This is a genomic window from Marinicella sediminis, assembly GCF_002000055.1.
GTDB classification, from domain to species: domain Bacteria; phylum Pseudomonadota; class Gammaproteobacteria; order Xanthomonadales; family Marinicellaceae; genus Marinicella; species Marinicella sediminis.
In genome coordinates this window covers 133,432-157,478 of the sequence record NZ_MVBD01000005.1, presented here as the reverse complement: position 1 = coordinate 157,478, position 24,047 = coordinate 133,432, and the positions used below count along the sequence as shown (strand labels likewise).

Sequence of the window (24,047 nt, the reverse complement as noted above, 5' to 3'; positions counted from 1 at the left end):
CATTAGACCCAAATTACGAAAAGCACTGTAGGTCATAAGTCATGGTCTGTTGTGGTTTGCACCGCCCTCCCCTGAACCCGAAGCCAGTTTGCTCCGCGCCGGTGAATGTTATTGCAACATGATGATTTGCGGGTATAATCGCGACCTTTCTGTTCCCTGACCCGTAATCATGATCACCACAGCCAACATCACCATGCAGTTTGGTTCCAAACCACTGTTCGAAAACATTTCCGTCAAATTTGGAAACAGCAACCGATATGGACTGATTGGTGCCAATGGTTGTGGAAAATCCACATTCATGAAAATCCTCACCGGGCAACTGACGCCTTCATCAGGCAATGTCAGCCATGACCCGGATGAACGAATCGGTGTTTTGGGTCAGGACCAATATGCTTTTGAAGAGTACAGTGTGATTGACACCGTCATCATGGGACACAAAGAACTGTGGGCGGTGAAAGCAGAACGAGACCGAATCTATGGCTTGCCAGAGATGTCAGAAGAAGAAGGCATGAAAGTGGCAGAATTGGAAAGCACCTTTGCCGAAATGGATGGCTACTCAGCAGAAGCCCGGGCCGGCGAATTGTTGCTGGGTCTGGAAATTCCCGAAAGTCAACATTTTGGACCAATGTCAGAAGTGGCGCCCGGTTGGAAACTGAGGGTACTCCTGGCTCAGGCCTTGTTTGCTGACCCGGACGTGTTGTTGCTGGACGAGCCTACCAACAACCTGGACATCAACACAATCCGCTGGCTGGAAGACACGCTCAACGCCCGCAAATCAACCATGATCATCATTTCGCATGATCGTCACTTTCTGAACACTGTATGTACCCATATGGCCGATTTGGATTATGGTGAATTACGGCTGTTCCCCGGTAATTACGATGAGTACATGACCGCTGCCACCCAGGCCAAAGAACGTCAGTATGCAGAAAATGCCAAGAAGAAGGCGCAAATTGCCGAACTACAAAGCTTTGTCAGCCGTTTTTCTGCCAATGCATCCAAAGCAAAACAAGCCACTTCACGACAAAAACTGCTGGACAAGATCAAACTGGATGACATCAAACCCTCATCCAGGGTTAACCCATACATCATCTTCAAACAAGACAAAAAACTGTTTCGCAATGCCCTGCAAATCAACGGTCTGAGTAAATCATTTGGTGATCATACCTTGTTCAGCAATTTGGACTTGTTGCTGGAAGTTGGAGAACGCCTCGCCGTGATTGGTGCCAACGGCATCGGCAAGACTACTTTTCTGAATTGCATCACAGCATCCATCGAGGCTGATTCAGGCACCATTAAATGGTCAGAAAACGCACACATTGGTTATTTCAGGCAGGACAATCTGGGGGCCTTCAAACAGGACTTGACTGTTTTCCAATGGATGGAACAATTCAAACAAAAAGATGACGATGAACAAGCCGTGCGTTCTGTGTTGGGTCGCATGCTGTTTTCCAAAGAGGATTCAGACAAAAAAATCAGTGTATTGTCAGGTGGTGAAAAAGGCCGAATGATGTTTGGCAAACTGATGATGGAAAATCCCAATGTCATTATCATGGATGAACCCACCAATCACCTGGACATGGAGTCTATTGAGTCACTGAACCTGGCACTGGAAAATTACGACGGCACCTTGATTTTTGTTTCTCATGACCGGCAATTTGTGTCTTCAATTGCCACCCGCATCATGGAAATTCAACCCGGGGACGTCGTTGACTTTCGCGGCGGCTATCAGGAATACCTCGAACGTCAGGGCATCAACAGCCAATAATCGTTTATTGTCCTGTGAACCACTGTCCCATCGCCACACAGTCCAGACTGTCCAGACTCATGTGAATCACTAGTCCCAGACCCAGTAACCGGGTTTGGGGAAACAACAGACACAGCAAATACAACGGAAACAGCTCAGGCTGATGCAATGGATGATGACCTATGCTACATCGATTGGGGTCATATATGGGGTTTGCCAACAGGTGATCAAGGTCCACCAGCATAGTCAGTAGCAGTAAAAGCCAGGCTTTAACCCATGTGTTATGAAAAGCCGTCCGTGCCACCAGCAAGGGCAACAGAATATGTAGCAGTATATGCCACATCAGATCTCAACCCTCCTGGCTTGATTGGTGTTTCTTTGCAAAGCGCGTATTCACTCAGGTGGGTCCACACGACCGGATTTAGTGGTGTTCATCCGATACCAGCCGGCCACTGAATAACGGTCCTTTTGAGCTGGTAAAACCTCATGAGGAAAGCCTTCACTGAGGAAAGCCACCACAGTGCCCATCAATGGCATCACCCGTACACCCTGTTGATCAACTGAATCCTGGTAAATCACCAACTCCCCACCATCATCACTGCACCAACCCGGATTCAAATAAACCACCAGGGAAAGCACCCGGTTGGCTTCACCCACAAATGCATCCTGGTGTCTTTTGTAAAATGCGCCAGGGCGATAATGAGCAAAATGACTTTCAAAAGCGAATAAGCCAAGCATCAATTCACGGTTGAGGAACAACCGCAGAGAGTCTGCCCACTCCAACCACATGCTGCCGGCTGGAGTTTGTTTGCTGATCCAACAAATCTGATCAGTACGCACAAGCTCATTATGACCAGCATCAGTACCCCGACCAATACCTGCCTGTCTGAACTGATCATCATCCATCGATATCTGTTGAGCCCTGAGGGCCAGACACAGCTCATCAGGTAAAGCCGCAGGTAATATACTCAAACCTTTGCTTGCTAAGTCATCAGCCATTTTTGTGAACAACGCCTGGTTAGGCGAACTTGTATCAGGCCAACTGGCTGAATCTGAATCATTGCTTGTTTTGCTCATTGTTTACTCAATCGGTCAGCCCCAAAGGCAGCATCATGTTTGTCGTGGTTCGGCGGTATTGTGAACTGATATAAACACAGAATCCAGCGTTTTATGGCACATCATTATCGACGGGTGTCCCGTCCATGCCAGATACCTGGCAGGCATTACCTTAAAGTGATGGGAAATCCAACCAAGCTCAATAAAAACCCAACCAGACCCAAGCCAAAAACCACAGCTGCACAGGCATGATAGCGGTGTGACTGACTGAACAAGCCGCCCAGAAACAAGAAAAAATACACCCCAAGGGTACCAAACTGGCCATAATTCAATGGCACATCCAGCAGTTTTGTTTCAATCAGTCCATCGCAGGCATCGGTTATCACAAATGCCATCCCGACAACAGCAAATCGCTTGCTGTTGGCATAATAATGTTTCCTGAAATCAACCACTTCTTCACCCCTCACCGGAAACAACAAACCACACAGCAAATAAATGGTAATGGCATAAGCCAGTAACACAAAATAGTGCGCCAGACTCAATTCATTGGCCTCAGCAAGAGCAAAGTTTGCAAACCACACCAGAGCAATGAGAAACAATAAATTAAGGGTCCATAATAAGTGGACCCAATACAGGTGATTCCTGATCCGGGCATCCAACATCAACGACAGCCCACCCAACAAATGCACCAGCCCCAAACTGAGGATGATGGAAAAAAAGATGGCAATGTGTTCAAACATAATGAAGATGATATCTGAGTATATTCATTATGCCTCAAATCCCGTAAACCTGCCAAACCCGAATCAGTCAGCTTAATTGAGTCATGCCGGTGAAACCAGTACAATTGGATGAATTAAATTAACACCCAGACACAGTGGGTCAACATGCCCTGCTCCGATGCCTGTAAACAGCAGCCTAACCAAAGGACCTATTTACTCCCGCGACTCATGAATGATAATCAAGACAATCACCCGGTGAACAAACTCACCTGGCTTCAACAAATCCGGGCTTACTTCACGATTGGCACTCACTCAGGAAAAATCCCGGAACTGGATGGTATACGGGCAATCGCCATCATTATGGTGATGCTGCATCATTTCAGCTTCATCTACCGGGAAGTATCCAATTCATTTTACCGGCAGGCAATCATTACCCCATTAAAAAACTTCATGAACAATGGGTGGCTTGGTGTTGACTTGTTTTTTGTACTGAGCGGTTTCCTCATCGTTCGCCATTTACTTCGAAAACAGTCAGATAACCTTAAAACAGATCATAAAAACTTCTTTCTGAAGCGTATATTACGCACTTTCCCTTTGTATTACGCCATCATCATCTTACTGGTTTCTGGTGTTTTGCCATCTTACATGGGCCAAATCAGCCTCAATGAACTGCTGATCCATGTGTTCTTTCTCCAGGATTACATGGGTTCTGAAATATTGACCCCTCTGTGGTCACTGGCCACTGAAGAAAAATTTTATCTGTTGTCTCCTCTGCTGGTGTGGTGGATCACAAAACTGAAACCTACTCAGGGCATTGTGCTGTTGTTGGCATTGATGACTTTATTGATCATGATCCGTACCCTGCATATTCACTTGTCGAGTGACTCACACAGTTATTTTCAATTTTTCTGGCTATACCGGGCTCCTTTTCAATATGCAGTGACCGGTATTCTTGCCGGGGTATTGGTGGCCTGGCTGAATGAGAAAACAAATGGCAAGCCGGGTGTCGTCCTGGTGAGCCTGAGTGTGGTCATTGCCATGGTGCTGCTGACCAGAATGGATTCGACAACCACAGAATCCGCCATGGCATTGCACCTGATGCATACTGGCCTCATTGCTGCTTTTGCCTTATGGGTCTGGGCAGCAGTCAGTTACAGTGGATCAAGGTGGATGGGCTGGCTGACTGGTCGCTTTCTGAGGATCATTGCCATACTCTCATATGCCATGTACCTGGTTCACAACACGGTATTCAAATGGGTCTATCAATTACATAAGGATTGGGTCTACAGCGAAACTGCCTGGGTACATGCCACCACATTTTTCGCTATTTACCTGCTGTTGACTGCAGGCATCAGTCTGGCATTGCATTACCTGATCGAAAAACCTTTTTTATTGCTGAAACAACGCTATTGAGCCGGCATGCTGATCAAGGTCAAATGGCGACCATTGACAGACAGGTTTCTGCCAGTATGCGGGCCATATGTACCTGGCCGTTGGTCGTTAAAAGCCATGCGATTGCACACCAAACACCTTCAGCTCAGGCTCGGTGTTTGTCGCTTATAGAACACACCTTAATAAAACACATCAGTGACACAGAGCTTCGCATACTGTTTTAAAAATCATCGGCAAAAATGGTGTCCGGCAAATGCCATTCCACACCCCCCAGGTCATAAGTGCCGTGTAAATCCCCTATGGCATGATTAACAGGTCGGGGCAATCCATTGGCCGAATGATCCGATTCACTGCCCAAAATACTCCAGTTGCACCAATCAATCATCAGACTGTCCTCTTGCAACCGGAAGTCGCCACCAGCCTGATCTTCGAAATCCGGCGCAATGGAAGTTGACCGGCTACCAGCTGGCAAATCACCTGTTGATGCATTTTCATGTCGGTTGCAATCAGCACTCACCAACTGACCTGAGGTGGTCAGTTCAACCCCTGGAAGGGTGTTCCCCGGGTGCTCAAAAACAGACCCGGAAACCGTGACATTATTAGGGCCTGCTGCGGTCGTAGGGTATGCCATTTCAATCACCCTATTCATGTCCAGGTTATCCACAAAGGTCGAAAAAGCAATGTCAGCTGATGTTTCATCAAGGTAAACCACTTGTGGTGCGTTGCGGTTTCCGGCAACGACATTACCCACCATGGTCATGGGTGCATCAAAACCATCCAATGGCATGAATCGGGCCCGGATGGCACTGCCGTATGCCGCACTGTTATTCTCCAGGTAGGTGCCCCTGATTTGCAGTGTGCCACCAAACGTTGCAATGGCCCCGCCTCCAGAAAAGGATGGATCTGATCCGCTCGCTGTATTGCTGGATATCGTCGAACAGCGTTCCTCTGCATGACACTGAGCGCCTGGCGATGTCCGCTCAATTTCCACATGCCCACCATTGGACCTGATGCCACCACCGGTTGAAGTGGCGGAATTGTTGTTGATCACGGCATTGGCGGCATACAATGTGGCTCCGCCGGATACTGAAACACCGCCACCATTGGCTGCCGAATTAGAGATGATTGCTGCCATACCCAGGTCTGCAGTGGAGCCAAAGATGCGAATGGTAGCATGGTTAGCACCGTGGATCCCGCCACCAAAGCCAACCGCCTGATTAAGCAAAATCCCCTGAAAAAAACCACCGCCATACAACTCAAAAACACAGCCATCATTGACCGACACGGCACCACCGTTCTGACTGACTTGATTGTTGGCCATTTGCATGTTCCAGGCATAAATCGTACCCCCACCGTCACAAGCGATGGCGCCACCATTGTCTGCTGCATTGCCACTTATGATGCTGTTGGCATAGATTTGTGCAACGGGTTTTTGTACCGCCGCATTGGCTGATGGCTCGATGAATATGGCACCACCATCCTGATTACTGAAGTTGTCATGCATGTATACATTGACGACCCTCAGATACCAACTCCCTGTCAATCCGACCACACCTCCCTCGGTATTTGAGTTACCTTCCTGAATTTCCAGATCCAGCAAAAACAAATCGACCAGTGAGGTCGTTCGGGTGGCCTCTGAAGCAACAAAAATTGGCCCCGAAAATCCACTGCCATCGAGCACTGTCCGGCCTGAAGCAGAGGTATCGGCACAATTATCATAGCCGCCCCTGATCAGCGTTGGCCGGTCATCAAGCAACTGTATGGATGTCAATGAAACATTTTTAGCCACCCTGATGTCCAATAAATCACTGGGGGGTTCATTGAAACTGGCAGCCGTGATGCTGGTGTAGTCACAAGCCCCATCTGATCCTACGGTGACTTCAGCCACCACACCAGCATGAGCACCGGGCAGCATGACAATTAAGAGCAAAACAATTCTGATTGTGGACATAATTTCTCCTTTGGTCATGCAACCAGCCAGGCCAAAATGGCTGACTGCTTGTTAGACTGAAATGCACTGTTGTTGATTATTCTTTTGCGTGTATAAACCAGGATACGTAAAACACCTTAAAAACCTGACATCATGATCCAGTTCAGAAGGCAAAAAGTATCTGTAAAAGGACATAAAAGCATGTGCTACAATCATTGAACAGGCATTGAATTTGAGGATAACTGGTCATCATGAACGACACATTGCTGACGGTGTCAGCCCAGCCCCATGCCATCGCAGTGATGATACTCACCGGGGTGGCTCTGGTGATGTTTGCCATCGAAAAAATCCCGTTGCAAACATCAAGTTTGTTTGTGATCGTCGCCCTGCTGGCCATCTTTCACCTGTTCCCCTACACCCATCCTGATGGCCATGTATTTGAGGTTAAACAGTTTTTCAGTGGCTTTTCCAACGAAGCACTGATTGCGGTCTGTGCCTTGATGGTGGCTGGCCAGGGCATGGTCAGAACCGGTGCGATGGAACCCATCGGGCGCATCCTGGCACGCACCTGGAAGGTATATCCGGCCTTGTCCTTGCTGTTGACTCTTGTGGTCGGTGCATTTCTCAGTGCCTTTGTCAACAACACCCCCATTGTGGTCCTGTTGTTACCGGTATTGATCAATGTTTCGGTGCGCACCGGTCAGTCCACCACAGGCACCTTACTGCCCATGGGTCTGGCTACTCTACTGGGAGGTATGGCCACCACCATCGGAACCTCAACCAATTTACTGGTCATCAATGTGGCTGAAGAAATGGGTGTGGCGGCATTTGGTATGTTTGATTTTGCCCTGCCTGTGGTGATGGTCAGTGTGGTCGCCATCCTCTATCTTTGGCTGTTGGCACCACGAATGATTCCTGACCGGCAACCACCCATCAACAACGTTTCAACGCGACAGTTTACTGCTGAATTACGGGTGCTTGAAAACGGTTTCTCAGACGGTAAAACACTGGCAGAACTTCGCCATAAAACCCAGGACCAAATGCCTGTGGAACGCATCATTCGTGGCAAGAACACCATCAATGCCCTGCCTGATGTGAACATTCAGGCTGGTGACAAACTGTTGGTCACAGACACTTCGTTTGCCCTGCGAGAATATGAGGCTGAGTTAGATGTGGTATTGGAAGCCGGCAGTGAAGAACAGGACGAAATCGCCAGGGATGCATCCGAGTTATTGGTAGAGCTAGTCATCACCCCTGGTTCAGCGCTGGAGCGTGTTCGTTTGAATGATGCGCGCCTGCAAAGCAAATACCACCTGAATATGCTGGCATTGTTTCCACACGGTCAAAAACGCAAAGCCACCACCAAACAGTTGCAGGACATGGTGCTGGCCTCCGGCGATGTACTGCTGGTCAAAGGCAGTGTTGAGGCCATCAACAAAATCAAAACCAGTCGTGATCTGCTGATCCTCGATGGTCGTGAAGAACTGCCATATACCAAAAAAGCACCCTTGGCGCTGTTGATCATGGTGGCCATTGTGGTTGTGGCTGCATTGGATTGGATTCCCATTTATTTGAGTTCAGTGATGGGCTGTTTTCTGTTGCTCATCACTGGCTGTTTACATTGGAAAGACGTGACCCAGGCCTTGAGTACCCAAGTGGTGTTCATCATCGTTGCATCACTGGCCCTGGGAACGGCCCTGATGGCAACCGGAGCAGCCGATTTTATGGCTGATGGCTTTGTGGTACTGACCCACGGTATGTCCCCGGCCATCATCCTTGGTGGTCTGTTGTTCAGCATGGCCATTTTCACCAACATCATATCCAATAACGCCGCTGCGGTGATTGGCACACCAATTGCCATCAGCATTGCGCAACGGTTGGGTATGCCGGTAGAACCTTTTATTCTGGCCGTGTTATTTGGCGCCAATTTGAGTTTTGCCACCCCGATTGCATACAAAACCAATCTACTGGTAATGACTGCGGGTGGTTACCAATTCAAAGACTTTCTGAAAGTCGGTATTCCGCTCGTACTGATGATTGGATTGCTGCTTACCCTGATTCTTTCATGGTTTTATGGCTTGATGTAAACGTTTAAAGTCACTTCACTTGAAGACCAGTTTTTCCAGATGACGGGCTTTAAAAGGCTGCCACCCACCATCGGGCTGAGCCAGACGGTCGGCCAGAGCCCACATCACCGCAGGATGATGACCGTAGCCAAGGTGTGACGAATTGATTTCAATGTTCTGTGTGGTTTCGCTTACTTCTTCCAGGCAGCATTGCCAGGCGGTGATACCATCAGATTTCGAATAAAAAGAGGTGCTGGGAACAGGTGGAGGCAACGGCATATTACGGATCAGATTGGGACACATGTCGGACAATTGATACCCACTGGTTTTTTCAAAGATTTTAATCGCATGATTGGCCCGTTTGTTGTGACCAAATGGGCTGCCCATGGTGATCACCTGACGAACCCTATCAGGATGGATTCTGGCCAGTTCACGGGCGTAAATTCCGCCCAGTGACCAACCGATCAGGGTGACTTTCTCGCCATGCCATTGATGAATGTCTGTGAGTCGTTTGATGATCGCCGGACCACAGGCGGTTTCCGGGTGGCTGTGACGTCCCAGGTTCCTGCCCAGCCGCCACCCATAGGGTTTGTAATTGCGACTTTTCAAAAAAGTCCTGAGCAGTTTGGTGGAAAAATCAGTGGCCAGAAAACCTGGCAGCACGAGAACCGGATGCCCATCTCCTTTGGCTGTGGTTTGTAGCCAGGGAAAGCTCATGGCAAAACCACCGGCCTCGAATACCGTGCGCATTTCCAGTGCCAATTTCAAAAGCGAGGGACGGTGCGGGCGCCGATAGTGGTCATTCGGTGAAGTTGTTTTCATTGACTTTTTCGTGGCTTATTTTCAGTTGAATTGACAGCAGTTTCCAATTGATTGGCCGCATTCAGGATTAATTTGGTGAAATGGTCCACATCAGGCATCACCTGGGCTGCAGCAGTTGGGCTGATCGACATCATGCCGTGGTAACTGAAGACTGGCATGATCAGCCCCATGCCGTCAAATACCGGCGCCATGCCCATATGTGCCAGCATCTTGTGTCCGTTCATGTACAATGGAACCTGGGGACCCGGCACGTTGGTGATCACCACATTAAAGAAAGGACGGTGGTACTTACTGACGTTCATACGGGTGTACAACCGGGTTGCCTGAGCTCCGAGTGCAAAGGGAATGAATTCGGCATAATCAAGCAATTGCCTGGCACCAATGGCATTTTGATATGATTTCCCACTGAGGGTACTTTCATGAACCAGCTGTAATTGTTTCACTGGGTCAGATTCCAGGGTTGGTAGTTGGACCAACATAGCGGAAACCTGATTGCCCATGTCTTGTTGTTCATCTTTGCTGCGGGTTGAAACCGGTACCATGGCCACCAGGGGTTTCTCAGGCAGGGCTTCTTTTTCCAGCAAATATTGTCTGAGTGCTCCGGTGCAGATGGTCAGAACCACATCATTCAGTGTGGTTCCGGGAACCACTTCTCTGAGGGCTTTGACCCGTTCCAAGGACAACAGAGCTGAATTCCACAATCTTTTCGAACTCACCGGCTGATTCAAAATACTGGGTGGTGCATTGAAAATGGCACGCGGCAATGCTGTTTGCTGTACGCGGGAAAGCCTCCCAGCCTGCCATGTTGACCTGGCAGTCTCCCACAGTAATCCCGGCAACTTGAACGGTCGTTTCAGGTAGTTCATGGCACTGCGCCTGATCAAGGTCAGATCCCCTGGCAATGGTGCTACTTTCCGTTCAGGCATGGGTGGAAGTTTTCGTGGTTTTTTGGTGACATCAAACAATAAGCCCAGAATCGCAGCCCCGGAGGCGCCGTCAATCGCGGCATGGTGAATTTTACTGATGACTGCCACCGAGCCTTTCGGCACTTGTGGAATGCCATCCAGTCCTTCGACAAAAACGAACTCCCACAAAGGTCGGTTGCGGTCCAGTTTTTGCCCAAACAATCGCGATGCCAGTTTCCTTAACGCATGCCAGTCCCCCGGATCGGGTAAAGCAGCGTGGTGTAAATGAAAATCGAGATCAAATTCAGGATCATCCACCCAATAAGGATGATCAACACTCAAAGGCACCTGTACCAGACGCTGCATCAACCGGGGAGCCAGTGGCAATCGTTCCTGTAAAAATGCTTTGAAATCAGTGAATGACAATGATCCTTCATAGACATTAACCCCACCCACGTGCATGGGTTGGCTGTCAGTTTCCAGATAGAGAAAAGAGGAATCTAATCCACTCAGTGGTTGCATTTGGGTCAATGGTGTTTTTTGTTGTAAACTATCATACCAGAATCCGGCCACAAGAACACCTGAACCGGCAGCCAACTTACGGGGAATCCTTATGCAACAAGTCCATGTGACTGCGCTCATCAATCAACCTCTGTCTGCAGTATTTGCAGCGGTTTCTGATCACCGCAAATTCTTATCAGGCGGTGGACTTGCCTGTCACCTGATCAAAAAAGGAGCGCCTGACAAAAACGGGCTCGGTGCAGTCAGGACCGTACGCTCAGCCAAATATACCTTCACTGAAGAAATCACGGCATTTGTGCCCAATGAAAGCTTTGACTACCTGATTACTGAAGTTAAGCCCAAACTCAGGCTGGTGCACCACAATGGCTGGCTGGAATTCAAAACTGAAGGCCAGGGAACACGGGTCGACTGGCACACCCATTTCACCATCACCATTCCAGTCATGGGTTGGTTCATAGAACGGGCATTTGGCAGACAGTTGAAAAAAATATTTCAACAACGACTGGATCACCTGAACGATTAACCTTTGAACCCTTGTCACGCAATGGCTACGAAACAATGATATGATGTGCTTTTTAACACATTTATTGCCATGAAAAAAACATTGTTGCCATTCAGTTCTCTGCTGTTGATACTTGTATTGACAGCCTGCAGCCAACCCCAAAAGCCCACCAACACACCGGTGATCCATCAGAACGCCCTCAGCTTTGTTCAGGTCGATGAGAAAGTCAGTGAGTTGACATCTCAGTACGGTGCTGAGCAAGTCCTTGTGATCCTTGACATAGACAACACCCTGCTGACCAGCCACATCGATCTGGGAGGAGATGTCTGGTATCAATGGCAAACCGAACAGTTGCCCATCAAACCCACCGCTGATCAAAAAGTCAAATGCCTGTTTCAGGACGCCATTGGATTACTGTATGAACTGGGCCCCATGGATTTGACCGAACATAATGTACCGGCATTAATCACACAGTGGCAACAACAAAACAGCACGGTATTTGCCCTGACCTCACGGTCACCAGACTACCGGGCAGCCACACAACGTGAATTGACGGTGCACCAGATTGATTTCAGCGGTCATGATCTGACCGGCCCTGATGGTAAAACCCTGGTACTGGATGGTTCTCTGGGCCGGCCATACAGCTACATTGACGGCATCATGATGACCACAGGAATGAACAAAGGTGATATGCTGCAACACATGCTGGGCATCACAGGTCAGGATTATTCAGCCGTGGTGTTTGTCGATGACTCTGAAAAAAACATCATCAACATGGCCAATGCCTTTCCCAGCAGTCATCTGGACATGCATTTATTTCATTATACCCGCATTGAACATCAGCGCATCGCCAGCCAAGGCCAGGTACTGACTCAGGCAGAAGCCGATCAGATGGCAACTCAGTGGTTACAAATCAATGAAGTACTCAATGACATATATCCAGAACGCAAACAACGGCAGGCCACCGGATGTGTGGCAGGTGACTGACACACTGACAAGGTAATGGATCACCCGAATCAGCCATGAAGAAAACCGTGCTTCGCAGTTTGTGGCTGATCCTGGGTGTTGGTTCTTTGTTACTGGGTTTGTTGGGTGTGGTATTGCCGTTGCTGCCTACCACACCGTTTATTTTGCTCAGTGCCCTGGCATTTGCCAATTCTTCTCCCCGTTTACATCAATGGCTGCTCAATCATCCACGCTGGGGTCAAATCATTCACAATTGGCAGGATGGTGGACGGATCGATCAACGCAGCAAAACAACGGCCTTGTTGATCATGGCGATGATGCCACCATTGAGCTGGATTCTGGGTGCACCATCATGGGCCATCGGCGTCCAGTTTCTGATTTTGCTCATGGTGGCGGCCTTCATCATCAGCCGCCCATCGTGAGCTCAAGGTTGTGATTCCCTGACGTATACCTGTTGACCACCCACCCAGGTTTCAAGCACCTTGGTTTTCCAGATCTCCTGCGGGTTGATGGTAAAGATGTCTTGATCAATCACAATAAAGTCAGCCTGCTTACCCACTTCCAGGGAGCCACTGAAATCTTCCGCATGGGCCGCAAATGCCGCATTGATGGTGAATGTTTGCAAGGCCTGGGCTACCGACATGGCTTCATTGGCGTACCAGCCACCGGGTGGTTGATTGTCATGGTTCTGTCGGGTCACGGCGGCATGCATGCCATGAAACGGGTTGATCAATTCAACCGGAAAATCTGAGCCTGATGCCACCACCACACCCGCTTTGAATAACTTTTGCCAGGCATATGCACCTTTGATTCGCTCCGGCCCAACGCGGTCTTCTGCCATGTTCATGTCCGATGTTGCATGGGTGGGCTGCATTGATGCAATCAAGTCGTGGTCTTTGAACTTCATGATGTCTTCAAGTCTCAATATCTGCGCGTGTTCAACTCGGTGTCTGAGTTTGGATGATTGCATTCCCGGCCTGGATAATAAATCAATTACTTCGGTGTTACCACGATCTCCAATGGCATGGACATTGGCCTGGAAATCGTGTTGCACCAGATAGTCCAGAGCCGCTTTGATCTGTTCAGGTGTTTGCACGTAGGCACCCTGCTTGTCCGGTTGATCCGAATACGGTTCGTGCATGATGGCTCCATAACTGCCCAGTGCACCATCGATCATCAATTTCACTGACCGGACCAACAAATGGTTATCAATGTTTAAATGACCTTGCTCGACCATCTTTTTGAATGCCGGATCATTTGATGCCAGCATCGCATAAACCCTGATGGGCATGACTTGTTGTCTGGCCATTTCGATGAATTGCTGATAGTTTTCATGACCGATACCGGCATCATGAACGAAGGTCAGCCCAACCGCGCTGAGCTCTTTGAAAGCCAGGCTGATGGCCCTTTTTTTCATGTCTTCTGTGATGGCTGGCACCTGCTTTTCCATCAGGTACATGGCATTATCAATCAATACGCCAGTGGGTATACCTTCAGCATCTTTGAGGATCAAATCATTGCCCCTGGCCGTTTCCCGATTGATTCCGGCCAGTTCCAGGGCTTTTGAGTTGGCCCAACCGGCATGACCGTCGATGCGTTCCAACCACACCGGTTTGTCCTGAGTGATGGCATCCAGGTCATGACGGGTAGGAAACGCCTTACCAGGCCACAAAACCTGATTCCAGCCTCTGCCGAGAATCCAGGGGAAATCTGCATGAGACGCTGCATATTCTCTGACCTGTTTAACCGCATCATCCAAAGTGGAAAAACCCCGTAAATCAACCAACAAACGAGATAAACCATAATTCAATATATGGCCGTGGGCATCATGCAAGCCGGGCAAAACCACTTGCCCCAGACCATCCACGACCCTGGCCTGTTTCAGGTTGGCCTCACTGGCAGCCACTAACTCACCAGATTCAGTATCAAACAACAACTGGTTCAAGGGTGTGAGGTGATTGCCATCATGGCTGTAACCGACAATGTTTTTAAGATGAATGATTTCTGCAGTCACCATTGGGACATGGATCAACAGACTCAGCAGGAGTATTCGGATGATGTTTTTCATAATTCAATTCAAATGTGGTCAATCAGGAATGAGCAGGGAATTATTGCTGACTATAGCGCAATAAATCACGGCAATCAAAACGTGTGAGTATGCCCCAAACTGTCTGATTGGCGTACATAAGTGCAGGTACTGTCGCACGGGTTTGAGGTATCAGCCTTCGCATTCGTTCACCAATCAAATCAACGGGTCGAGCTGACCCTCAGCTCTGGAAAAGAATTATAGCACCATACTCAGCGAGGTACTGTATGCCATGTTGCGGTATACTGTGCTCAATCCAAAACGTTACATACCCATGACTGTGATCATCATCAACCGCGAACCCGTGGAACTGTATAAAATCCTTAAATTTGAAGGCCTGGTCGGTACCGGTGGAGAAGCCAAAATGGTGATTGATGAAGGCTTGGTGACAGTCAATGGCATGACCGAACTGCGCAAAAGAAAAAAAATCAATTCAGGTGATGTGATTGAATTCAATGGCGAATCATACACCATTGAATTCAATCCCAAAAGCTGATCAACTGTTCAAATCGTCAGCACTGACCTCACAGGCCTGTCGCACTTCCATCACCGTAGCAGGGGCATCCATGTGAAACAATCCATCCAGCCCACGTTCAAGCCGTGAAGCACGTACCGCAGATTTGATGGCAAAAAATACACTGCTGGCCAGCACCAGAGGTGGCTCACCCACTTCTTTGGCAGACATCAATTCGTTGGGATTTTCCGGAACATGGTCCGCTAAATCCCTGGGGAACAAGTGCACATTAAGCTCCAAAGGAATGTTGGTGATGGCAGGTGGCTTGTACCGCCAGGTATTAACTGTGTTGAGTCTGCCCTGATGATCACCTTCGGGCTCAAACACCAGTTTCTCAGTCATCACATAGCCCACGCCCTGTATAAAGGCCCCTTCAACCTGGCCGATATCCAACGCTGGATTGATGCTCCAACCCATGTCATACATCAGATCAGCACGCAGAATTTTAACCTCACCGGTGAGGATGTCTACTTCCACTTCAGCACAGGCTGCTGAATAGGTAAACCCACAAAAGCCATCAACTTCACCGCCCACCGGCCCACCGGCCAGCTCAATACCTGGAATCGGTTTTTGCTGGTCCTCTGGCTTGTATTCCATCACCGGCACACCTGCTGTGCCACCAGGCACCTTGGCATTGAACGCTTCGACCAAACTGACGCGCTGCTGGTATGCCAGAGTGATCAGGCGTTGCCAGATCAACTGATCTGAACCCTCTGCTTGTGCAGCCCAACCTTGCTCACCATAATTCCAGAAATCGATGCCATGCTCATGGCACCAGTCATTGCCCTTCTCTTTAAGCATTTGCTGACCGAATTCAGTCAGTCTGGCCCGCAGTTTTTCACACGTTTGCTTGATGGCCAGGCCATTGTATGCTGTTCCGGTTGAACCTCCTGTACTGGTGGGATTGGGAATCACATCAGTACGGGCAAACTGTATCTGAATCATATCCATCGGAACATTCAGAATATAAGAGGCAATCTGTTCCACCTTGGTCATCATGCCCTGCCCCATGTCTACGCCACCCTGGTTGATGATCACCGTGCCATCACTGGAATACACAGACACCACTGCACTGGCCTGTTCCAGTTGCACCAGGTTGTAGCCAGAGCCGTATTTCACCGGCAGCATATAAATACCACGCTTACGCCATTTATTCCGGCTGTTGAACTCTTCGACGGCTGTTTTGCGGTTGACATAGTCAGCCTGTTTCTTGAGGTATTGCCAGACTTCCCGGATGTAACAATACGTCAAGGCTTGTCCAAAAGGGGTCACATCACCCACCCGATAGAGGTTCTTTTCACGGACCTCCACAGGGTCCATGCCTATGGAATAAGCCGCATCATCGATGGCATTTTCAGTAACGATCTTGCCTTGTATATCGCCGAATGACCGGAATGCAGTATTGGGGGCGGTATTGGTTCGGTACACATCCAACGTACTGCTGAAGTTGGGCACCTTATAAGCATTGTCTACCCGCAATTGTATGCAATTAGAGACAATGAATGAACAATCATAAAAAGCACCGCCATCTCCATAGAATTTCACATCCATACCCCTGATCAAACCTTTTTTATCAGGGTCCTCTCTGCCATCATCAATGGCAATCTGATATTGACCATAATAGGGGTGACGTTTACCTGTCATACTGGTATCACTGTCTCTGGGCATCACCAGCCTGACCGGTTTTTGCAAAGCATCAGCAGCCACAGCGGCAGCACCAATGACGAATTTAGCCGGCTCTGTCTTACCACCGTAACCACCCCCCAGTTGACGCACATCCACCTGTACTTGATTTTGCTCCAGACCCAGCACGGATGCAGCCGTCTGATGCATACCCATCGGGCTTTGTGATGAAGGGTGAAACTGAAACCGCTCGGCCTCAAGAGGCAAGGCCACACAGGACTGGGTCTCCATATAAAAGTGCACCTGCCCACCGCATGAAATGTTGTTTTCCACCACCTGACAAGAGGCACCATCCACTGCTACGGTTCTGTGCGAAATGGTTTTATCCAACGGTTCACGCGCCTGAGTCCAGGACAAATCACTGTCGTTCCTGACGATTTTCCAGATGTGCGACACGTAACTGGCTGACTTGGGCTGATCAGGGAAAATACTTTCCCGTTTGATGGCATCGTCCAGCCCCAAGACCGGGTTTTGCCATTCAGGTGCCCAGTCCACTTTCTGGTAATCAACACAGTGTTCAGTGATGTATTTGGCAATTCGGTTGGCAGCCCGTTCATTGCGGGCTATGGCCAACCCAATGGACTGACCCACATAGCTGACCTGTTGATCAGCAAAAATGGGCTGATCAGCACCGATGCCCTGATCATTCAAACCAGCGGGCGGTACATCAGCAGCGGTCACCAACCGCAGTAATTCAGGGTGTTTAACCTTAATCACCGCAGCCAAATCAGCGGCGCTCAAGCCAGTTTGGCCTGTATCAGGATGCTTAAAACTGAATGTGGCCAGCGCTTTTTCTGATTGAACGAATGAGGCATTGACTGCCGTTGGCGGGACTTCAAACTCATGGGTATAACGTACCTGGCCAGAGGTCTGGTACAAAGCCGTTAGTTTCACATAAGGCTCTGAAACAGGCGCCTTGTATGCCTGGTTTTTATAAAATTGCCTGCCATCACTGACAGGCCAACGTCCCCAACTCACTTCAGCAGCCGAACGTTCCTCTGGTGGCACAGCCCGTTCATCACACTGAATCAAAGCACCCACCAGGGCTTTATAAAGAAAAGACACCGCCAGTTCAGCCCGGTACTCATCACTGAAACCTTCATATTCAAGACCACTCATGCGCTGTTCCCATTGTTTCAGGGTGGTCAGCACTTCATTACACAGGTGATTGGCAATTTTGTTAAAACCATCGAGGCTGAGTTTTTGGCCCAATAACATCTGTTCCGTTTTTCTCGGCCGCCATGGATACGGGGCAATCGCGCCAAAGGTCAGATTGATCCCTGTGATGGTCAGGTCATCGGCCACTTCCAGCACAGAAGTGGTGTTGACGATGCTGTGGGCATTGATGTCTCTGAGGGCCACTTTTTGGGCCTGTACCAAGCTTCCATCATTGTGCAAAGGGATGTGATAGTTCAACAACAGGATTTGACTGGCCATTGCCTGATCTTCTTTGAGTTGCTGAACCAACTCATTGACGTTACGACGATGACGGCTGCCATCAGTCAACAACAGGTATTCCAGCTCTGTTTCCAAAGCACTGAGCACAGTGAACAGGTCTGAAGGAAAGGGGTCAACACCTGCCGACATGATGTGCTTCAGCACCAGTTGTGTATTTCCAGCCAGAGTAGCCGCATTGCGGACAATGGTTCCGGCCGTGCGATGGGTCATGAAATGCAATGCAGTCCAGGCATTTGGCTCACCCAATTCACAGTGATCAGCATGGTCTGCCAGGTAGTTTAAAAAATCCGTGTATGTGGTGCCGGCGCCTACCTTCAGGACCTGCTGATCATGACTGATACCATACAGCTCTTTGATCAGTCTGATGTCAACCAGTACCGGGGTTTTTTCGAAATCTTCGGTGTAGACCCCATATGACGTGTTGGCATGGATAAGGTATATTTTTGAAAAATCATGATCCTGATAAATACTCAGCAACTCATCAGTATTGCGAGGCATCAGCCACTGTTGTTTGTGGTTATCAACCGCCGTTGGTTCAACGGGTTGCGAGGCTCCCTCAGGAAACGGAATACGGACGGTTTTGTCCACGCATTGTCCGACCACCTGGTCATCCATCAGGCATTTCATCCGCGCAGCTTCATCTTCAGCTGTCCAGTCTATTGCGAAGGTCTTCATGGCCGTGAGGATCGACCGATAACCGGTACAACGACAAATGTTGCCATCAAATGCATCTTCAATTTGCTTTTTGGTGGGTTTGGGGTTGTTGGCCAGGTATGCCGACATGTTCATCACAAAACCAGTTGAGCAATAGCCACACTGTGTACCATTGTTTTCCGCCAGGCGGTAAGCCACCGGATTCATATGGGTGCAATCAGTTAATTGATGCTTTGATTTTTTTTCACCCCCTGAAACCACTGCTGTCTGCCGGATATTTAAGGCAATTTTTTTGGCCGTTTTAACGGCCTTGTTGTCCGTGGTTCCAAATGGTATGCCTCCCCGGGTTGGTGCCTGCACGTGTTGCAGGTTTTCTGCTGGCAGCCGGTTCACTTCACTGGTACCTTCTACCGTTGTAACGGCTAAACCATGTAACGAACACACAGGCCGTAAACAGGAGTTGATGGACCGGTGGTTGGCTTTGTTTTGCACCTCATCCCATTCAGACAAAATCACAGTACAGGCACCACAACCACCCTGACCACAGCCTTTCTTAGCGCCTGCAAGGCTTACTTCGGGTGACCTCAGGTAATCGATGAGCAACAAATCCGGGTCTGGATTATGCACGGTGGTGACCTCACCATTGAGATAAAACTGTATGTTGTTCGTCATGATATTCCCCCTAATTGGATTTAAATTATTGTTGTTTTTTTTGATGAACTGCTTTTTAAATCAGATTCCCCTTTGTTCCAGTGTAAGCATCCATGACACAACACCTGAGATCAATGAAAGTCTTCTAAGTGCTTGTCCTGCTTATATTAAAATATATTGTTTCAGTTTGCACCAACTATTCAAATACATTTTTAGACATTTTTATTTTTCAATATTTATTGACTTACCGCACATTTAAACACACAATAATTTTAAATCAGTGACAAAGATCAACTCACAGTTCACTGGTGTCAACAGGCGTTATGGAGGACTGGGGGGATTCCACCATCAATGCCGGAAACGTCACTCAAATTCCCATTTATTCAACGACTGACGAACAGCACATGATATCTGTTAAAAAAGATAAAAGCGGGGAAGACATCGACTGGTGGTTCATCTATAAATTACCAAAGTCCGCGGGAAACATATCCAAAACCGATCCTACCGAAGCCGGCTATCAATACCTGTATTTTGATGCCAATTCAAAACAATTGAGGCTGTCACAAAAGTTACTCACTGATCCTCAAAGTGCGGTTGAACTAACCCTGGCGCAAATAGACCAAACTCAAATTCCAGATTCGGTCGGTTGGTTTTACTACAATGATGAAATTCCTGAACAGGTGTTGGGTAACGGTCATGATGATGGCAGCAAAGGTCACACCAAGGGTCTGATCATGTTTGACACAGCAACAGACACTGCATTGTGGCTGCTACATTCAACACCTCGCTGGCCGTTACCTGGTAATACCCGGTTTCCCGATGACGAACGTATTTACGGCCAAACCATGCTGGCCATCACCCTCAAAGACCTGAAAACCGCTGAACTACTGGCGGCTCAAATGCTCGCTCAGCAGCAGCCACAGGTTTACAGCCCCAGATTACCAGATACATTGTCAGCTAACAGTCCGATCAGGTCTCTGGTAAACGCCAAAACCTGGCCGAAAACCAAAACTCCTTCGGTGCTGCCTTTTCACTCAAGAGCCGGGGAATCATTCACTTGCTACGCGAAAAACCGCGCCTGGGATGATGATTTTTGGATAGATCTGGTGGCCCATGACTTGAAAATCACTGCCGATGTCGAAACCTGGCGGCGCGGCACCCTGCCCGGAGTCAATGATTTTGATGATGATGGTCATGCCAAAGACATCCAGTTTGTCACCTTGAAAAACCTGGGCATCGACTCAGAATGGAAATACACCCATGACCACAGCAAATGGGGCATAGCAGAAAAAACACCATTGGTTTTTGTGGCCGACATCAATCGCCAGACTTCCCAGGAAAAACGGGGTGGCGGGGCCATTGGTTTTCGCAACAACTCATTATGGCAAGCCTTGCAAGGCATTGAACTTTTTAGCAACCCTGACCAGGATTAACACACAGAGAATCACATGACTGACCAATACCTGAAACCCAATCCCGAAGCCCTGAAAAAAATCAAACACATTGTGGTGTTGATGATGGAAAACCGATCATTTGACAACCTGCTGGGCTGGTTATATGACGAACAAAGCCCCCCTGATGGCCAACATTTTGAAGGGTTGAGTGACAACATGTGGAATCCACTGAACAACATCGATACCGATGGCATTCCATTCACCGAACAGGTGTTTGTCAGAAAAAACGGCGAAGCACCCCGCTTTGGCCCCCGAAAACTCAAAGAATTGAATTATCCGGTGAAAATGAACTATCCGGACCCCGATCCTGGCGAAGGCTACAAAGACACCAACCACCAACTGTTTGAGCACTACAATGTGGCACTGCTTTACCCACCTGAGCCAACCAACATGGGCTTTGTCAATAATTACCTGAATGCCCAGTTATATGGCACATACTCTTTTGGCGACACCCCAACAGATCCCCGAAACATCATGTGTTGTTACACTCCAGAACAAACACCGGTATTAAGTACACTGGCGATGCATTTTGCGGTTTGTGATCATTGGCATTGTTCTGTGCCCAGTCAGACACTGCCTAACCGGGATTTTATCCATGCCGCGACTTCCACTGGTTTTGTCAACAATAAACCCACCGCTGATTGTGATGCACTGACCATTTATCAGGTTATTCAGGACAACATGGACAAAGGCCGCAATGACCTCAACTGGGGCATCTACAGTGGCACATCTGATGGCAAACAGTTTTCCCTGACACGGACCATCATGACCCAATTACAAGATCCTGAATATGATGACCACTTTCACGGTATCGAACAGTTTTACGCTGATGCCAAAGCCGGCAACTTGCCGAGTTACAGTTTTTTAGAACCTCAGTTTTCAGGGCCCTTGCAAAATGACCAACATCCGGCTCAGGACATCACTCCGGGTGAACACCTGATGGCTAAAATCTATGATTCAGTGGTCAACTCACCTGCATTCAATGAAACTTTATTGGTCATCACTTATGATGAGCACGGCGGTTGTTTTGATCATGTGGCACCCCCCGGAGCCACACCACCAGACGGTTATCCAGGCACCCCGGGACAGGATGGATTTCTATTTAACCGCATGGGCATCAGAGTACCTGCGGTGGTGATCAACCCACACATCAGGAAAGGACTGATTGGCCGGCCATCAGGCTATACGCCATTCGACCACACTTCCGTGATCAAAACCGTTTATAACTGTTTCGACTTACCAGGTCACCTCACAGAACGAGACAAAGCAGCTCCAGACCTGAGCTGCCTGCTGACACTCAACGATCCCAGAACGGACTTTCCGACCGTTAACCCATTGCCTTTGGGAGAACCGGTTGACATGGACCAAAACAACGACATTCAAACTCATTCAGCTGAAGTGTTACACAAAATTTCAGGTATCAAGCGTCATCCCGATGAAAAAGTACATGACTACCTGCATCGGGCCTATCACCAACATTTTCATCAAAAACAATAACAACATTAACTACTTAAAGAGGGGTTTTAACATGAAAAACAAACGACACACACTGCTATCGATGGCGGCCCTGTTGGCCCTGCCCGGTTTGGGCATGGCCGATGACCACAAACACAAGCCGATGCCCAGGGACTTTTCCGGTTTTCCTGATTTTGGTTACATGGTGTCCATGAGTGACTATGAAGCCAATTATTCAGATCATCCGGTGTTCCGCTTGAAAACCGACTTTCCCAGCAAAAAGCCACACAAGAGGCAATTGCCCGAGGTATTAAAAATTGATTTCACCAAAGATTGGGCTGCTTACATGGACAGCATCAAAAATTATTGTTTTGCGGGCAATTTACCCAAATGGAATCCCCACACCAACAAACAGCGTGACTGGTACCACATTCCCTGGTTACACCCCAGTTCAGACACCTTTCCACCCAATGGCGGCACTGAAGGTTTCAATGGCCTGATCAAGGAGGCACCAGTTGGCCCCTACCAATTACACAACACCCAAACCAATGACTACCAGGTATATGCCATCACCCTGATCAATGAATATGCAGGCTACACCATGGGCAAAATGTGGAAAGACAAGAATAATCCTGACCCCAGGGCCACTGATAAACGCTTCGGCGGCGGGTTTCCTGAAGGTACGGTTTTTTGTAAGCTGTTGTTTGCCGATGTCCAGCCCGATGATCACAGTGTTCCCTATCTGGAGAACCCCGTTCAATGGCAGGGATACATCACTGAAAGCTGGAACTCTCCCAATCGTGAAGTCCGCCAATTGCGCTTATTACAAATGGACATCATGGTCAGAGACACCCGTGCAGATGAATGGATGGGTTGGGTACTGGGCACCTTTGCTTACAATGGTGAGTTGAATGGCCGGAACTGTGCCGGACAGGAAGATGACATGGCCTGCCGGTTTAATAACCTGGTTCCGCTTGGGTTGACCTGGGGTGACGATCCTGATGTGCGGGACAACATCATTAACACCTACCCATACACCGAAACCAAAACCAACCCCAACATCAAGCAGTCAGTGATCAACCCTTCACCTGACCTGCCACCACAGCATTTAGGCTGGGGAATGCGATTGAACGGACCTGCTGACTTGAACACTTCTTCATGCATGTCCTGTCACTCAGCATCTGAGTATCCGGCTTACACCGCACTGGTGCCGCCCAATGCCACTGTCACCAGTGGGTTTGCCCCTCCACCTGGTGCCGGCGATGATGCCTGGATGGAATACTTTCAAAACGTTCCTGCTGCCACACCAGCAGATCCCAGGGCTTATTCAACCGACTTTTCTTTACAAGTGGCCATGAGCCTGCAAAATTTTGCTGATGCCAAAAAGAACAGCGAAGGCGGATACTGGGCAATTGAATTTGGTACAGTGGCCAAACCAGTCAGCAGATCCCCTGAATAAATTCAG

18 protein-coding genes are annotated in these 24,047 nt (G+C 48.7%); 10 read left to right on the top strand and 8 right to left on the bottom strand.

Annotation, left to right across the window (positions count from 1 at the left end; genetic code table 11):
- Nucleotides 1-169: 169 nt before the first annotated feature.
- Nucleotides 170-1,768: an ABC-F family ATPase gene (locus B0475_RS08705; protein ID WP_077411422.1), complete on the top strand. Its 1,599-nt coding sequence runs from the start codon at nt 170-172 to the stop codon at nt 1,766-1,768.
- 4 nt (nt 1,769-1,772) lie between these two features.
- Here B0475_RS08705 and B0475_RS08700 read toward each other — a convergent pair whose 3' ends face one another.
- The 3 genes from B0475_RS08700 to B0475_RS08690 all read right to left on the bottom strand — a co-directional run bounded on the left by B0475_RS08700 (nt 1,773) and on the right by B0475_RS08690 (nt 3,543).
- Nucleotides 1,773-2,090, bottom strand: a complete 318-nt coding sequence (locus B0475_RS08700; protein ID WP_077411421.1) for a DUF6122 family protein — start codon at nt 2,088-2,090, stop codon at nt 1,773-1,775.
- Nucleotides 2,091-2,140: 50 nt separating this feature from the next.
- Nucleotides 2,141-2,824 carry a 2OG-Fe(II) oxygenase gene (locus B0475_RS08695; protein WP_077411420.1) on the bottom strand — a complete coding sequence of 228 codons (684 nt, stop codon included), beginning with the start codon at nt 2,822-2,824 and terminating at the stop codon, nt 2,141-2,143.
- 146 nt (nt 2,825-2,970) lie between these two features.
- Nucleotides 2,971-3,543 (bottom strand): hypothetical protein, encoded by a 573-nt coding sequence (locus B0475_RS08690; RefSeq protein WP_077411419.1) that lies wholly within the window; start codon nt 3,541-3,543, stop codon nt 2,971-2,973.
- 207 nt (nt 3,544-3,750) lie between these two features.
- On the opposite strand from B0475_RS08690, the gene B0475_RS08685 reads away from it, so the two are divergent.
- The gene (locus B0475_RS08685) at nt 3,751-4,935 is read left to right on the top strand and encodes an acyltransferase family protein (RefSeq protein WP_157892822.1); all 1,185 of its coding nucleotides are present in this window, start codon (nt 3,751-3,753) and stop codon (nt 4,933-4,935) included.
- A 199-nt stretch (nt 4,936-5,134) separates the two neighbouring features.
- Here B0475_RS08685 and B0475_RS08680 read toward each other — a convergent pair whose 3' ends face one another.
- Nucleotides 5,135-6,865 carry a hypothetical protein gene (locus B0475_RS08680; RefSeq protein ID WP_157892821.1) on the bottom strand — a complete coding sequence of 577 codons (1,731 nt, stop codon included), beginning with the start codon at nt 6,863-6,865 and terminating at the stop codon, nt 5,135-5,137.
- A 230-nt stretch (nt 6,866-7,095) separates the two neighbouring features.
- Here B0475_RS08680 and B0475_RS08675 point away from each other — a divergent pair, with 230 nt between their 5' ends.
- Nucleotides 7,096-8,931: an SLC13 family permease gene (locus B0475_RS08675; protein ID WP_077411416.1), complete on the top strand. Its 1,836-nt coding sequence runs from the start codon at nt 7,096-7,098 to the stop codon at nt 8,929-8,931.
- Nucleotides 8,932-8,946: 15 nt separating this feature from the next.
- Here B0475_RS08675 and B0475_RS08670 read toward each other — a convergent pair whose 3' ends face one another.
- Together B0475_RS08670 and B0475_RS08665 are read right to left on the bottom strand one after the other, a co-directional pair.
- Nucleotides 8,947-9,732 (bottom strand): esterase/lipase family protein, encoded by a 786-nt coding sequence (locus B0475_RS08670; RefSeq protein ID WP_077411415.1) that lies wholly within the window; start codon nt 9,730-9,732, stop codon nt 8,947-8,949.
- Complete coding sequence (locus B0475_RS08665) at nt 9,729-11,159, bottom strand: WS/DGAT/MGAT family O-acyltransferase (RefSeq protein WP_077411554.1); 1,431 nt, start codon at nt 11,157-11,159, stop codon at nt 9,729-9,731. Before B0475_RS08665 ends, B0475_RS08670 begins: the two co-directional genes overlap by 4 nt.
- A 91-nt stretch (nt 11,160-11,250) precedes the next feature.
- Here B0475_RS08665 and B0475_RS08660 point away from each other — a divergent pair, with 91 nt between their 5' ends.
- The 3 genes from B0475_RS08660 to B0475_RS08650 all read left to right on the top strand — a co-directional run bounded on the left by B0475_RS08660 (nt 11,251) and on the right by B0475_RS08650 (nt 13,049).
- Entirely contained in the window at nt 11,251-11,682 is a 432-nt protein-coding gene (locus tag B0475_RS08660; protein ID WP_077411414.1) for an SRPBCC family protein, read from the top strand.
- 69 nt (nt 11,683-11,751) lie between these two features.
- Nucleotides 11,752-12,648 (top strand): DUF2608 domain-containing protein, encoded by an 897-nt coding sequence (locus B0475_RS08655; protein WP_077411413.1) that lies wholly within the window; start codon nt 11,752-11,754, stop codon nt 12,646-12,648.
- A 35-nt stretch (nt 12,649-12,683) separates the two neighbouring features.
- A complete protein-coding gene (locus B0475_RS08650) occupies nt 12,684-13,049 on the top strand; it encodes a YbaN family protein (protein ID WP_198538176.1) in 366 nt (121 codons plus the stop codon).
- Between the two features lie 2 nt (nt 13,050-13,051).
- Here B0475_RS08650 and B0475_RS08645 read toward each other — a convergent pair whose 3' ends face one another.
- A complete protein-coding gene (locus B0475_RS08645) occupies nt 13,052-14,695 on the bottom strand; it encodes an amidohydrolase (RefSeq protein ID WP_077411412.1) in 1,644 nt (547 codons plus the stop codon).
- Between the two features lie 250 nt (nt 14,696-14,945).
- Here B0475_RS08645 and B0475_RS08640 point away from each other — a divergent pair, with 250 nt between their 5' ends.
- Nucleotides 14,946-15,209 carry an RNA-binding S4 domain-containing protein gene (locus tag B0475_RS08640; protein ID WP_232781863.1) on the top strand — a complete coding sequence of 88 codons (264 nt, stop codon included), beginning with the start codon at nt 14,946-14,948 and terminating at the stop codon, nt 15,207-15,209.
- Here the strand turns inward: B0475_RS08640 and B0475_RS08635 are convergent, their stop codons facing one another.
- Nucleotides 15,210-19,694, bottom strand: a complete 4,485-nt coding sequence (locus B0475_RS08635) for a molybdopterin cofactor-binding domain-containing protein (RefSeq protein WP_077411411.1) — start codon at nt 19,692-19,694, stop codon at nt 15,210-15,212. It abuts the gene before it with no gap.
- Nucleotides 19,695-19,996: 302 nt separating this feature from the next.
- Between B0475_RS08635 and B0475_RS08630 the strand changes: the two genes are divergently transcribed.
- Genes B0475_RS08630 through B0475_RS08620 form a run of 3 tightly spaced genes read left to right on the top strand, consistent with a single transcriptional unit; the run spans nt 19,997 to nt 24,041 of the window.
- The gene (locus B0475_RS08630) at nt 19,997-21,106 is read left to right on the top strand and encodes a deoxyribonuclease II family protein (protein ID WP_077411410.1); all 1,110 of its coding nucleotides are present in this window, start codon (nt 19,997-19,999) and stop codon (nt 21,104-21,106) included.
- Nucleotides 21,107-21,121: 15 nt separating this feature from the next.
- Nucleotides 21,122-22,624 (top strand): alkaline phosphatase family protein, encoded by a 1,503-nt coding sequence (locus B0475_RS08625; protein ID WP_077411409.1) that lies wholly within the window; start codon nt 21,122-21,124, stop codon nt 22,622-22,624.
- A 31-nt stretch (nt 22,625-22,655) separates the two neighbouring features.
- Complete coding sequence (locus tag B0475_RS08620; protein ID WP_157892819.1) at nt 22,656-24,041, top strand: hypothetical protein; 1,386 nt, start codon at nt 22,656-22,658, stop codon at nt 24,039-24,041.
- Nucleotides 24,042-24,047: the final 6 nt, after the last annotated feature.